General features: G+C 39.9%; 14 protein-coding genes. 4 read left to right on the forward strand and 10 right to left on the reverse strand.

Annotation, left to right across the window (positions count from 1 at the left end; all coding sequences use genetic code 11):
• The 5 genes from FQ083_RS12355 to FQ083_RS12375 all read right to left on the reverse strand — a co-directional run.
• Positions 1 to 313: multicopper oxidase domain-containing protein (locus FQ083_RS12355; protein WP_149410058.1), on the reverse strand; the 313-nt coding region annotated here is incomplete at its 3' end.
• A gap of 71 nt (positions 314 to 384) precedes the next feature.
• A complete protein-coding gene (locus FQ083_RS12360; protein ID WP_149410059.1) occupies positions 385 to 1,017 on the reverse strand; it encodes a DUF411 domain-containing protein in 633 nt (210 codons plus the stop codon).
• Between the two features lie 170 nt (positions 1,018 to 1,187).
• Positions 1,188 to 1,835, reverse strand: coding sequence for a c-type cytochrome (locus FQ083_RS12365; RefSeq protein ID WP_149410060.1), 648 nt, complete (start codon positions 1,833 to 1,835; stop codon positions 1,188 to 1,190).
• A gap of 79 nt (positions 1,836 to 1,914) precedes the next feature.
• Positions 1,915 to 2,187, reverse strand: coding sequence for a hypothetical protein (locus tag FQ083_RS12370; protein WP_149410061.1), 273 nt, complete (start codon positions 2,185 to 2,187; stop codon positions 1,915 to 1,917).
• Positions 2,188 to 2,346: 159 nt separating this feature from the next.
• Positions 2,347 to 2,631: a hypothetical protein gene (locus FQ083_RS12375; RefSeq protein ID WP_149410062.1), complete on the reverse strand. Its 285-nt coding sequence runs from the start codon at positions 2,629 to 2,631 to the stop codon at positions 2,347 to 2,349.
• Positions 2,632 to 2,956: 325 nt separating this feature from the next.
• Here FQ083_RS12375 and FQ083_RS12380 point away from each other — a divergent pair, with 325 nt between their 5' ends.
• From FQ083_RS12380 to FQ083_RS12395, 4 genes are all read left to right on the forward strand, one after another.
• Positions 2,957 to 3,691 (forward strand): heavy metal response regulator transcription factor, encoded by a 735-nt coding sequence (locus FQ083_RS12380; protein ID WP_149410063.1) that lies wholly within the window; start codon positions 2,957 to 2,959, stop codon positions 3,689 to 3,691.
• A 1-nt stretch (position 3,692) separates the two neighbouring features.
• A complete protein-coding gene (locus FQ083_RS12385; RefSeq protein ID WP_149410064.1) occupies positions 3,693 to 5,165 on the forward strand; it encodes an ATP-binding protein in 1,473 nt (490 codons plus the stop codon).
• A gap of 200 nt (positions 5,166 to 5,365) precedes the next feature.
• Complete coding sequence (gene lgt, locus FQ083_RS12390) at positions 5,366 to 6,250, forward strand: prolipoprotein diacylglyceryl transferase (protein ID WP_149410065.1); 885 nt, start codon at positions 5,366 to 5,368, stop codon at positions 6,248 to 6,250.
• A gap of 812 nt (positions 6,251 to 7,062) precedes the next feature.
• On the forward strand, positions 7,063 to 7,785 hold the full coding sequence (locus tag FQ083_RS12395) for a CHAP domain-containing protein (RefSeq protein WP_149410066.1): 723 nt from the start codon (positions 7,063 to 7,065) through the stop codon (positions 7,783 to 7,785).
• A gap of 1,569 nt (positions 7,786 to 9,354) precedes the next feature.
• Here FQ083_RS12395 and FQ083_RS12400 read toward each other — a convergent pair.
• From FQ083_RS12400 to FQ083_RS12420, 5 genes are all read right to left on the reverse strand, one after another.
• Complete coding sequence (locus tag FQ083_RS12400; protein ID WP_188004115.1) at positions 9,355 to 10,323, reverse strand: DNA-binding protein; 969 nt, start codon at positions 10,321 to 10,323, stop codon at positions 9,355 to 9,357.
• A gap of 172 nt (positions 10,324 to 10,495) precedes the next feature.
• The gene (locus tag FQ083_RS12700) at positions 10,496 to 10,645 is read right to left on the reverse strand and encodes a hypothetical protein (protein WP_188004116.1); all 150 of its coding nucleotides are present in this window, start codon (positions 10,643 to 10,645) and stop codon (positions 10,496 to 10,498) included.
• Positions 10,646 to 11,007: 362 nt separating this feature from the next.
• Complete coding sequence (locus FQ083_RS12410) at positions 11,008 to 11,247, reverse strand: type II toxin-antitoxin system RelB/DinJ family antitoxin (protein WP_149410068.1); 240 nt, start codon at positions 11,245 to 11,247, stop codon at positions 11,008 to 11,010.
• An 80-nt stretch (positions 11,248 to 11,327) separates the two neighbouring features.
• Positions 11,328 to 12,284 carry a replication initiation protein gene (locus FQ083_RS12415; RefSeq protein WP_149410069.1) on the reverse strand — a complete coding sequence of 319 codons (957 nt, stop codon included), beginning with the start codon at positions 12,282 to 12,284 and terminating at the stop codon, positions 11,328 to 11,330.
• A gap of 626 nt (positions 12,285 to 12,910) precedes the next feature.
• Positions 12,911 to 13,258, reverse strand: coding sequence for a hypothetical protein (locus tag FQ083_RS12420; protein ID WP_149410070.1), 348 nt, complete (start codon positions 13,256 to 13,258; stop codon positions 12,911 to 12,913).
• Positions 13,259 to 13,508 lie beyond the last annotated feature (250 nt).

Consider the following 13,508-nt stretch of genomic DNA (forward strand, 5'->3'; position numbering starts at 1 on the left):
TCTGATTATGAACACGTATCACCACCGTATCGCCTTCACGCATCTTTAACGTCGGTGCTGGCAGTGAATTATTGATGAGCGTTGCCATGCTCTTTTTACCGTTGACAATAGCGGACTGTTTACTGACATATAAATCAAACTCATTGCCGGTTAATACAGGTACTTTATGGGTGTTTTGATCGCTATTAATAACAGCGTTTTGCTGATCTTTACTTAATGCACTACTGGCAATCGTCGGTAGCATTGAGGCGCCAAGGACAACAGAGGATCCAGTTAAAAAACGTCGGCGGTTCAGTATGTTCTGTTTATTCATAATGATGACCTAATTTAATTTGAGAGATGGTGGTTAAGCTTATATTTTTTTATCTTTAACAGATATTTCAATTACAGTTGCTGCTCAGGAGACTCAATAGCGGCATAGACTTCTGTGGTGCCGTCTTTATTAAGCTGCATTACCTTATAAGGCATGAATTTACCCTGATACTCCATACCTGGACTGCCAACTGGCATACTAGGTACGGCAAGTCCAATGGCTCCTACGGGTGGGTTTTCTAAGAATTGTGCCATGTGCTTAGCAGGAACATGGCCTTCAAAGACGTAACCATCGGTCGTCACTGTAGTATGACAAGAGCGCATCTGTTGGGGTACGCCGTAACGATCTTTAAATACGGATAAATCTGCAACATCATGCGTGGTTGCGCTTAATCCATTGTCTTTTGCGTAGCCTACCCACTCTTTACAGCAGCCACAGTTGGCATCTTTATAAACGGTTGCTGAGACATTTTTGAGTAATGATGATGAGCTGTTAACGGGAGCATTTGCCGGAGCTGATTTATTGTTTTTTACGTTCTGGATGGCAGCAGGCTCAGACTGTACAGACTGTGAGTCAGAGCCACTGGTATTAGATTGGCTGCAAGCGGCTAGTGTTAACGACAGAGAAGATGTCACCATCAATAAAAGGACACGACCGGATAACCAGTGATGTCCATTAGAAAACCCGTGTGTGTAACGTCTCATAAAATCACCCCTAAATATCTATTGTTATGCTCGATATTCTAAAAATTTGCATCCTATATTTGAAGTCTGATGTCCTTAGCTATAAACATTAAATGCAGCACCGTTCAGCACTGCATTGTTGATATTGTTAATAAGGACACCTGTTAGGGTGCTTTCATATTCAGAACGGGTTAATGCTGCATTCCAGATCCATCGCCCGACATATCCATACCACCATCACTCGACATATCCATATCCATACCACCACTGTCAGACATATTCATATCACCTTCAAATGACATGTCCATTATATCGCCATCTATCCGAGTGGTCAGTATCGTGTATTGGCTTTCATCTAATTCAGGTAACGATCTGATAAAAGCGACCATCGCCCACATTCTATCGTCATCATGGGACGCGCCCCATGCAGGCATTCCCGATGCCATAATGCCGTGTTTGATTGCCCAAAAGCTTTGCTTGGCACCATCCTCAGTTTGATAACGTTTAACGATATCAGCCTTGGTAAAGTTGGGCGGCTTCGGATATAAGCTTTCGCTAAAGTCAGTTTGTGCCACTCCCGGAGACAAGTGACAGCCTGCACACATATCCTTATAGTCCGCGCCACCAGAGCTGATCATGTCAACCTGCTCTAAGTCTGGTACTTTAATATCTTTACTGGCAGTTTGTATAGAACGATTGCGCGCAGTTTCTAAAAAGCTATACATCATTGGGCTATGCTCTTGGTCTGCACCCACGTTGACAATACCGCTGCTGACAACCGCAAACATCCCAACGATTGCCACAAATAAAGTAAAGAGCACACCCAATAAAAACTTCATATATTTTCCTAAAAACTTATTTCCGTTAATTTCTCTCTGCTATTAGAGAGGAGCTGTGAGTTAACAGAGCTGAAAATTTTTAAGATTTACTGTCAGTAGTCACACAATGTTTTTGGTACATTTGCTTCATTTTGCTCATATTGGCCATCATGGCTTTCATAGCAGGGTCATTCATGTCCATCTTGCTATGATCCATTTTTCCCATCATTTGCATATGCTTTTGCATTTTTTCACAGTTCATTTGATCTTTTTCAGCATGCATTTTAGGGTCATGCGCTAGAGCTGAGGTTGATACAACAAGAGCGATGGCAGTAATGGCGATTGATTTAGACAGTGATTTAAATTGCAACATAATTAATTCCTATTGGTTGGATTAAAGGCTATTAGATTCAATAACTGTTAAACCAGTCTAAATGATACCTTATTCATTCTGACTGGTAGATGACGTTCAGATGACAATGTCGTCATCTTCACATATTTGGATTTCAATATCACAAGTAATCTTTTAGTATTACTTCTCGCTATTATATTTTTTCACAAAATATTTTTCAGATTGCAAATGTTGATCTTTGTGCTGAACCTGGCAAGCGACTCTCGCATCGACATAACCTTTCGTTTGCGCGCTAGAAATCTGTGCATCATTATGATCTGCGTTCTTTGCAAAACTCGTGAGCGCATCACAATTACCAAGAACAGAAGCATCTAAGTTTGTAGTATGCGCATTGGCCGCTGACATGCCGACTAACATCGATACTGACAGTAAAGCTGCTTTTTTTAATGAACTATAATTTTTCATATAAAACCCTTTTAAGACAAATAATAAACTATGTAAGTAAGATAATCGCTGAACTCATAGAAGCGGTCTGTATCAGAGACAAGCCTCTATGCGGCGTTGATTTAGAATACTAAATGCAGGCTGACAGCTAGATGACACGGATATTACATGTTTGTTAGAAATAACATAACGTTGTCATCTTCTTGTCATTAAAATCAAAAACCAGCACCTGCTTTTATCCAGAGAGCGCTGTTATAACAAGGGCTTTTGAGGAATTTACGGATGAGAAGCTGATAACGCTGGTGATAAGCTGTCAACAACTATAATGATATAAAGGTAAGCGACGATGAAAGTGCTATTGGTAGAAGATGAGCAAAAACTTGGAGAGTATATAAAAAAGGGCTTAACGGAAGCCGGCTTTATTGTGGATCATCACATGACAGGCCTAGATGGTTATCATGCGTTAATGACTGAAGAATTCAGTGTGGTTTTGATGGATGTGATGCTACCTGACGTCAGTGGCTTTGAGTTGATACAGCGCTACCGAGCTGCTGGAAAGCATACGCCTGTTTTATTTTTAACGGCTAAAGATGATTTAAGCGATCGGATTAAAGGTATTGAAATTGGTGGTGACGATTATTTGACTAAGCCTTTTGCTTTTGCTGAACTGATTGTCAGAATAAAAAGCTTATTGCGCCGTGCCAATCAATCTGATTATAAAAGCGCCGTCATACACATAGCTGACCTGAAAATGGATATTTCCAAACGCACTGTATATAGAGGTGACACCCTCATTAAACTGACTGCGAAAGAGTTTGCTTTATTACAGCTTTTCTTAGAACGTCAAGGTGAGGTACTGCCGCGCACTGTGATTGCCTCGCAAGTATGGGATATAAACTTTGAGAGTGATACGAATGTCATTGACGTAGCTATAAGGCGCTTACGGATAAAAATTGATGATAGATTTGATATAAAGCTCATTCATACGGTACGCGGGATGGGCTACAAGTTAGAGCCACTGGCTGTCGACGTGGATAGTAGCATGGGCGACGATAGTATTAACAAAGACAGTCTGATATAAAATGAGACATAAATCTAAGAATCGGCGTTGGTCACTGTTATGGCGCACTGTTTTTTTGTTGACAATATTTGTTGTTATCTCTCAAGTCATTATTTATATATGGGTTCAGCGCTCTGTTAACGAGCACTTTGAGCAAATGGACTCAGAGATCATTACTCATGCCGCGTTTAATTTGCGCAAACGTATGGTTGCCTTGGGCGAAGAAGTAGAGCCATTAACAGCTTCAAAGTCCCAATCACTCATTGATGACAATCACCTACATTCTTCTTGGCTAGATTACGATTTAAAAACGCTAATATCAGATAAAAACGGCAAATTATTATCCAGCGATCCAAGTAATTTCATCCATGATTTACCGACCGATTTTAGCTTGTTACAACTACGGCAGGACCATCGCGATCAGCAGTTTATGATCAAAATAAGTAATAGACATTACCGAGCCATTATCATTACACATCAGGAAGTTTTGGCGTTTATTGCTCTACCTATCGATGTTCATCATCAATATCTTATCCAGTTTAATCGCCAGCTGAGTTTGATACTTATCGCCATCACCTTATTGTTGGTTTCAGTAGCAGCACTAAGTGTGCACTGGGGTTTTGCTCCTCTAGCCACTATCGTACAAAAGATGAAAGGCATAAATCTTCAAAGGTTAGATGAAAGAATTGTGGTTGGCGATATGCCGTTAGAATTACGTCCGCTAACGGAGTCTTATAACTCGATGATGGTCAAGCTTGAAAGTAACTTTGAATCATTATCACGATTTTCAGACAATATCGCCCATGAGCTACGTACGCCCATAGCGACGCTGAGTACGCAAACGCAAGTCATGTTAACTAAGCCAAGAGAAAGCGACGAATACATTGAGCAATTGCATCATCAGCATGATACTTTAAAGCAGTTATCTGCCATGATTAACGATATGTTGCTACTGGCAAAAACTCAAAAAGAGCTGAGCGATTCGCAAATTAGTCATGTCGATATAGAAAGCTTGATCACAAAGCTTATAGATTATTATGAGATGATTGCCGAGGATCGTGAGATAACCTTTGAAAAATCGGGTGATTTTAAAACAGTACTAGGTGATAAAGGCTTATTGCAACGGCTGTTTGCCAACCTGATGTCAAATGCGATTTATTATGCGGCTAGTGACAGCACTATCATGATATCCGCTACTGTCCTCACTTCAAGCACCTCGCTTAATGTGCCAAAAGACGATATTCAATCCCCAGAGCAGCTCTGGTTAAGAATAACTATGACCAATCGTTTAGACAAACCATTAGATCAGATTGAAGCCGATAAACTGTTTGAGCGATTCTATCGTCATGATAAAACGAATACGATACATTCAGGAACAGGCTTAGGCTTATCTATTGTGCAAGCTATCGCCAATGCCCATAATGGCAAAGTTAGTATTACTATCAAAGATGAGGGTCTTTTTGAGGTTGCTGTAAAGTTGTTGATTGCCAGGTAGTAAATACCTGCATACTATCTACGAAACGCTCTGATTAGATCGAAGGCGGGTTTACTTGGAAGGTCTCTCTATCCATAAGATGAGATTCTGACTTGCGATAGTTGTAATTTTTTAATTGCTGGACAAAAAATTCTTATATAAGTCTATTCACTTATAAACCCTATTTTATACATTCTATTACTAATAATTATGATGCCTTTATGATGATTCATCCTCAATATGATCCCGTAGCGCTTTCCTTGGGTCCAGTAGAAGTGCACTGGTATGGCCTCATGTATCTGCTAGCATTTGCTGCAGCTTACGGTCTAGCATGGTATCGCAGTACCAAACGTGACAATTGGACCACCGATATGGTGTCTGATTTGGTCTTTTACGGGGCGCTTGGCGTTATTTTAGGCGGTCGGATTGGTTATGTACTGTTTTACCAGTTCGGCGAGCTCATGAAAAACCCTGCCTATATATTAAAAGTCTGGGAAGGCGGAATGTCTTTCCACGGCGGCTTTATCGGCGTCATGCTGGGCATGTGGTTCTTTGCTCGTAAATACAAAAAAACCACCTTCCAAGTATTCGACTTTATCGTTCCTTGTGTGCCAACTGGTTTACTGTTTGGTCGTATTGGTAACTACATCAATGGTGAGTTATGGGGACGCGTATCAGACGGTGGCTATAACTGGCTAACCTATTTCCCGCAAGCCGCTGCCTTTGACAGCCAGCAATTACAGAGCAATCCACAATTGCAAGAATTGATGATTGAGATTAATGGTCAATATGTGCTGCCTCGTCATCCATCACAGCTATACGAAGCCTTTGCCGAAGGTTTACTATTATTTATCTTCTTATGGTGGTATTCATCGAAGCCGCGCCCACGTATGGCCGCCTCTGCTGTATTTTTATTGGGCTACGGCATCAGCCGCTTTATTATTGAATTCTTCCGCCAGCCCGATGCTGACCAAGGATTTATCCTATTAGGCTGGATGACCAAAGGACAGTTATTAAGCGCACCGATGATTATCGCTGGTTTAATTATGCTGATTTATGCTTATAAGCGCGGTATTTATGATTGGGGTAAGCAAGCGGCTTATTAGAAATAAGTATCAAAATGCATGAACAAATAAATATAAATGCAGTTCTAACAAGATACATTCCATTTGTGAAATTAATATCTATGTTAGAACAAGGGTTTTTTATTCCTAAACCTAACATTTTTATCAGAGACTGGAACTTTAAAAGCTAAAAATAACTTTGAATTTGTAACTTTTGATGACAATGTAACCTGCTTTATCGACTGTTTACCTTTAAAGTAGCTAGCTACTAAGAAATTAATACAAGGGAACACACGATGTATCGCAACAATTACGTGATATTACATAAGTTAGTAGGGAATTAAGATTTATATTTACACTATAAATTATTATATAATCATAGTAACTGGTTAAACTCTATGTAGCATAATTGCTTCACCTAATAAAAAAACGTCTGATTGTTAAATCCATAATTTGGATTTAACAATCAGACGTTTTTTTTGCTCATAAAATAATAAAAAACATGTCAAATTGGTCAGCTATATCTTTTGAAAGATACACAAACTTACATTGTAAAATAGGAGTTTTTGGTCATTTCATCCGTAATAAAAGAGTGTTTTTGAGATTTTTATTAGTGGTGACATGTTTTATACCCTATGCTAAAGTCGGCTCTGTGTTTTGGCTAACCACCTGATTTTTATTGAATTTGTAATACTTTAGCAAGGTTGCCAGCGCTCCTGATCGCACTTTAGATAATGAATTCGCAGCACAAGTAATGATCACTACGATGTATATATGCTTAAGTTGTTGAAATTTAATTAACTGCTCTGTTATTGATGACAGACCATTTTGTATTAACCCTAGGTAGTAAATTTATGAAACAGGCTTTATTAATTTTGTCAGTATTGGGCATGGGCCTAGCACAAACGAGTGGTGCGGCTATAACAACCTTTCAAACAAATAATACTATCACTAATACCTCTGTGGCATCGAACTACGGTTCATCAAAAAACATCTATAGCGCCAAAAGTGGTGCTTATGTTTCAAATAACGACGAAATCAGTCAAGCTATTAACAGTTTAAGCGCGCGCGCTCAGCAAAAAGATAATCAGCTTTCATCACTAAACAGTCGTTTATATACTGAAAAACAACAGCAGCAAGTCAATACTATTCCTGATAGCAATTCAGCACCCGCTATCGCTGCTGCTCGCGCTTCACGAGTGGCTCTATCTAGCAGCTCTGGATACTGTGCCCGTTACGTACGTAAAGCACTACAATCAGCAGGTTATGAGTTCACTCCAAATCCTTCAGCCTATCAGTACGCCACTCGTGGCACGCTTGATAAAGCAGGTTTTAGCAAAATCAGCAATGATATGCCAACCCAAGTAGGTGATGTTATTGTCTATGATCGCTCATCAAAGCGCCCACATGGTCATATTCAAATCTTTGATGGTAAAGATTGGATTTCTGATTTCCGTCAGAACAGCATCAGTCCATACAGTGGTGTCTATGCTTATACGACATGGCGTGATTCAAAATATGTGGATGACGCATCCGCATCAGATCGTAATATCTACCTTGCTATGAATGATAAATAAGACCTGAGAAGTCAGCACGACATATTTATTGCTTTTCTCCAACCCAGTAGTGATCTTACTATCATTGCTGGGTTTTTTTATGCTTAACATCAGGGCGTATTTAACTTTTCACAATTTGATCATTCGGAAATAGATACTTATGACAAGAATTACCAGCAAGAACTTTTAATATCCCGCAAGATAATGCTGGCGCTCTGTTAATATATTTTTGGCCCAAAACCGTGAAATGCTTGGACTGGTAGTATTACGAAACGACGCTCATGAAGACGTGGCTTAGCTCAAAGCGCATGGGAGTGGCAAGCCGAGCTGTGCCTACTGAATGCGATGAAGATCAATCGCCAAGTATGGTATTAACGATGCGCCAGCGCTAGTAACTGCAGACTAGTAGTATGAGCTTCACCTTACAACCTTAGGTGTAGTGGCATAATAAAATTGGACAGCTACTAAGAGGTTATACTAACCTAAAGAAGGAACATAGTGTGACCAACAAACGCAATCAATATACCTGAGAATTCAAATTAGAAGCCATCAGCTTAGTCGTTGAACACAAACGTAAAATACCTGAGGCGGTTCAGATAGTTCTTTTTGAGAGACTATGGCACTCCCAAAGCGATCTGAAGTACTTGACCCAATTGATTATGACAGTACTTAAAGATTTTACCAGAATCATATCAAAGGACTAAACAAAAAAATGCCTCTGGGAGTTGACTCCCAGAGGCATTTAGTTTTAAATGTAGCTAACGGTTACAGAGTGCGTCAACACGCTGTAACGAACAAATAAGCATGTGCAGTGCGTTATTTGAACAGCATTAAATGCCCGTGTAGGTGCATTTTATCCAAAATATGCTTTCATATCAACCTTATTCACTATACATTTTAAAAACCGCTTATTCGCTTGTTACCTCCTCGTGCTGCTCTCTCTGTAATTGTTACCCGTCAAATGGGTGGCAGGCCTCGGTGACGACTGCGTTTGACATAAGGGTGAGCTCCCTACAGGGGTGACTAGACAAAGGATCAGAGCAACGCAATGAGTGGTTACTCGTGCATATCGTAGCGGTATATTGGGTTTAGGCCCTTGCTAGCGTATGACAGCACAGTAGCGGTTAAGAGCGTGTCTAGGCGGTGCTATCAGCCGTAATCTTAACAACCGTAGCTTGATACAGTGATACGGTCTTGATGATGCGATGGGCGATGAAGTCGGCATGACTGATCACATCAAATCCAAGGGATGCACTAAAGCAATCATGAGTATGACAAAATACTCATGATTGCTTTAGGGTGAGTGTTCCTTGAAATCTGCTCAAGGCTCCAAAATCAGCATAAATGTACTTAGGCTAATTTAAGTAGTATATAGCCCACTAGGCTATATACTATAAGAGTCTAGAGAAAAATTTAGAATATATATTATACAACATTCACTTATTCAGTGAGTCGATATTGTAATGGTTGATTCATAAGCTTAGTGTGAATAGAGCAGGATCTATCTCTTTGGTTGAGCCCATCCCAAACTCTGTGCAACAATCCTTTAGCTTGAAACCTTGATTACTCCAAAACCTCGAACACTTTTATTTAATCAGTACCCGAATCGTTATTCTTATTCTGAGCGACAGCCAGCTCGCTTTGCGCCTTCTTAAGCTCAGTTTGTAACGCGGTCACTCGTCCCTGCTCTGATAGGTAATTGGTTGATAGCTCGTCATACTGCTTTCTCAATACTCTATGCTCGGCTCCAAGCTTAGCTTGTGTTTGAGTCAGCTGATCATACAGTCCTGACAACTTATCACGTTCAGCGGTTATCGCCTTTAGCTCTCCTTTCACCTCTGCTGTGACGGTCGTTATCTCATTGCGCTCAGTGGTGACCGTTTTTAGCTCAACCCTGACTGCTTCAAGCTCTGTATTCAAACGTGCGATCTCTGCTTTATCACTCTCAGCTGTGGCCTCAATCTTAGCCACTGTTGATACACTGGTGCTCAGCTTTGCAGACTGCTTATCAAGCGCCGCGTGTGCCTCAATAAGCTGCGCCTGCGTAGTATCTGCTTTAATGCGTTCAAGCTCTAGCTGGTGCTGAGTATCACTTAGCGTCTGTTTAAGATTGTCACGTTCAGCTGTGGCCTGATTCGCTTTTATAGCTGCCGTCTCTGCAGTCGCCATTACCTCGTCCAGCTGCTCTAATAAATCAGACTGCTCACCTTCCAACGTCTTCACCGCCTCTTGCGCCTCGTCCGTCTCAGCTTGGGCCTTCACCTTAATGACCTCTTGCGCCTCACGCTCTTTCACCAGCCGATCATTGGCCATATCAATAGCCGTCTGCCACACATCCGCACCAAGCGTATGCAAGCGCTCAGTGATACTACTGGGCAAGTCCACCTGTCTTAACTGCTCCTCCTCGTGGTGATCCTGTCGCCAGGACTTCATGGCCTCACTGATGGTAGTGAATGAGCCACCACCTAGCGCTTTACGCACCTCAGCCAATGTCGGCTTGATACCTTGTTCTTGTAGTTGGTTAGCGGTGGCATGAATTTGCTGCATCGTAATCGCCATGATGGTCATCCTTAATTTTGTAGGATCAGATAGTATTTGTATAATATGTATGTAGTATAATACTATATACAACATACTACAATACAAGATACAAAAAAACCTCAAGGTATCTGGTCTGATGATAGTATTAATGATCAAGCAGATATTCTTCTAGTGCGTCATTAATCACGTCTTAGTAGTTACCGCCTGTTTGTTGGTCCCTGTCTTTAAATTTAGCAATGATGCTTGGATCGATGACGCTTGCTTCAGTAGAGGGCGCTTGTGGCTCGATGCTGCTACGGATAGCATCTGACCAATGGGTGACTTCTGGGATATCCGACAAATCTATATTGTCGTCCGGCAGTGTGGCCAGATGTTGTAAATCCTTTTGCTGTTTGCTGTCAACAGCTGCAGTTCATCTAAGTGATATCAAACATTGTTCATAAAACCTTCTTTCAGCTTTGGTGGCACGCTTTGCAGAAATGATTTTTATGACTCCACCACCGTTTATCTCTCTTTGTGTATGAGCAACCAATAGTACAGCTGTGCCGTTTACTTCACCTAGTGCTTACCACCGATCCTCGCCATTTTCATGCCGATCTTGTTAACGCAGACATAAAGGATCAAGAAACACACGCACTGCCACGTCAAATGATAATCGATACTTTTGCTGATTGATGATTTTTTTATCCCACCCAAATTCAATCATCTACCATTAACACTGTGTAAATTTTGACGGTTCTCATTCTTGATCCCATCAGCTAGCATATTTATGCCAGATGTCGCTTGATACTCAAAAGACAGCGGCACTGTTTTTGTCTGCGCCACTTGTGTGAGAAATAATTTGATCGTTTGCGAGGGCGTTAAACCATAACTTTCAAACACGGAAAAAGCACTATCTTTGAGTTCTTGCTCGAGCCGGATATTATAATTAGTTGTTGTCATTGCATCACTTATCGTTTACGTAGGTACGCTTGATATAAGCCAATTGTATAGGCAAAGTATATTACTCACTTTCTTCTATTCTATTTTTTCTGCTTAGGATAGGTATAGCCTACCGCCAGCAAATGCTTTTTGTGAGTCTTTAAAAAAGCTTCATCTCTTAATTGGGTATGTAACCAGCTGATCACTTCTTGGGTACTTTTTCCTGAAGGCGCATAGCTACCAAATGGGGCATAGCTGGCCAACAGAGGAGCAAAACGGTCAATCTGTTTGACGGTTAAGGATGGTATATCTCTATTCTCATTATTCTGATTTAGCTCTTTAAGATTTTTGTTCTTAGTAGGCTTAGCTTTAACCGTGAATGTCAAACCCGTGACGGTACGTCCACGTTTGATGTTCTCATAAGTTATTTTAATGTCAGTTTTTTTCGTTATTTCTTCAACGCTTGGATTGATAACTCGAGTTTTTAGGTTGTTAATACGCTCATAAGATTTAGAAAGTGTCAGCTCCTCTCTAATTTCTTCAAGCGACATTGTCCATGATGTCATACCCTCATATTTTTTGGCTAAGTGATACATATCTATTGAATACTCACCCTTTAGCTTAAGAACATCTTCTTTTTTATATTTGGTGAATGGGTTATTTTCATCAAAAACTTTTAACATCAGTAATACTTCATCTGTAAAACACAAAGATACATAGCCATCTTCATATATTGATCTGATAACCCACTGAACATTGACACGGCTACCGCGTTCGTTTCTATAACTAAAGAACCGCCGCATCATCTTCTCACTAGCATCTTTTAATTGCGTATAAGCAGAATCCACCTGAATATTGCAAGCCTCTGCAAATGCTTTTGCGGTTATTTCTATAGTGTCTCTTTCAGTAGCATCTTTCAAACGTACTACTGAACTAGCAAGCAGTAGTAGCCGTTTTTCATCAAGCGTCATTTCATAAAATGCTTGTAAAATACGATTTTGCATAACAACCCAGTTTGCAGGATACTTCTTTTCATATAGATCAACTTGATTGCTCATAGCTATGCCTTAATGCTCATTATTTTCTAATTGTAGCATATTACCTGCTAATTGTAGCTTTTAACCTAGCTAATTGTAGCTTTTAACCTAGCTAATTGTAGCTTTAACCTAGCTGATTGTAGCTTTATAGACTGTAAGGCCCTTTACTATCAAGGCCTTCAAGCTGTCTAAAAGTTTTTAAAAGTATTTAAAAGTAAAAAATATATTTTTGGTTTAAATTCTAAAAAGAAAAAACGACTCAAGAGCTAAATCTAAGACTATATTTTGGACCTATACTTTGTATTTTAGAATGGGAAGAAAGACAGTAAACAGACGTTATAGGCTACGCTCAATGATTAAAATACGACTGTAGATACTCAGAATAGCTACTATAAAATTCTAAAACGCTATAAAATGCTCTATAGACACTAAGAAAAAATTAAACTAATGAATCGTACCTAAATAACAATTAAAAGCCTTGTAGGTGCCTTTAATCGTCAGTTAAGCCTATCTACGACTTATATTTCTTAGTATAATCACAGATCAAGCTTAAATAGTAGGCGTTAACTCAGTGAACAGTCCACGTTGGGTAATCTCTGAAAACTACTGTACCTTACAATCAAAGATTCGATTTATAGACCTCTCAATCACAATGATCTATTATTTGCATTGTCATCAAAAGATAAGTTTTCTTGACTGTCCGATGTATTCTTCGGTGGCGTAAAACTGCTGGGTATAACCTTTGCTTTAGCTTCCAACTTCTTTGCAATCAACTTGATCAATTCACGATGTCTTTTCAAGCGTATATACTTAGTATTACCATACTCAGCTATAAATATTTTTTGTAGCTCATTATTATCGTCATCATCCAATGCATTGGCTAACCACTCGCCCAATACTTGATAAACCTCATTTCTGTCTTGATCTATCTCATCTTTAAGTGCTTTTAACTGTGACATCTTATCGGCGAATAAATCATCTGATACGATCGACATTTGAACATCCTTTTTAAGTCAAATATGATAGAGTTAATCCTAGCAGCACATACCTACTGATGCAAGGTTGTAAAATACACAAGACCACGTCATTTTGTGGGCGTAGTAGTATTTTAACCCTCTGTAAGAGCGAACTTAGGAGTTTGTATGGAAAAGACCCACAAGGGGTACTATTTTTCTATACAAACTCCGTCGTCCGGCAGGGGATAAAGCCCCCTACAACCCCAAAAGCTGAACCATTATCTTGGAT

The sequence above is a fragment of the Psychrobacter sp. ANT_H59 genome (assembly GCF_008369225.1).
Taxonomy (GTDB): Bacteria; Pseudomonadota; Gammaproteobacteria; order Pseudomonadales; family Moraxellaceae; genus Psychrobacter; species Psychrobacter cryohalolentis.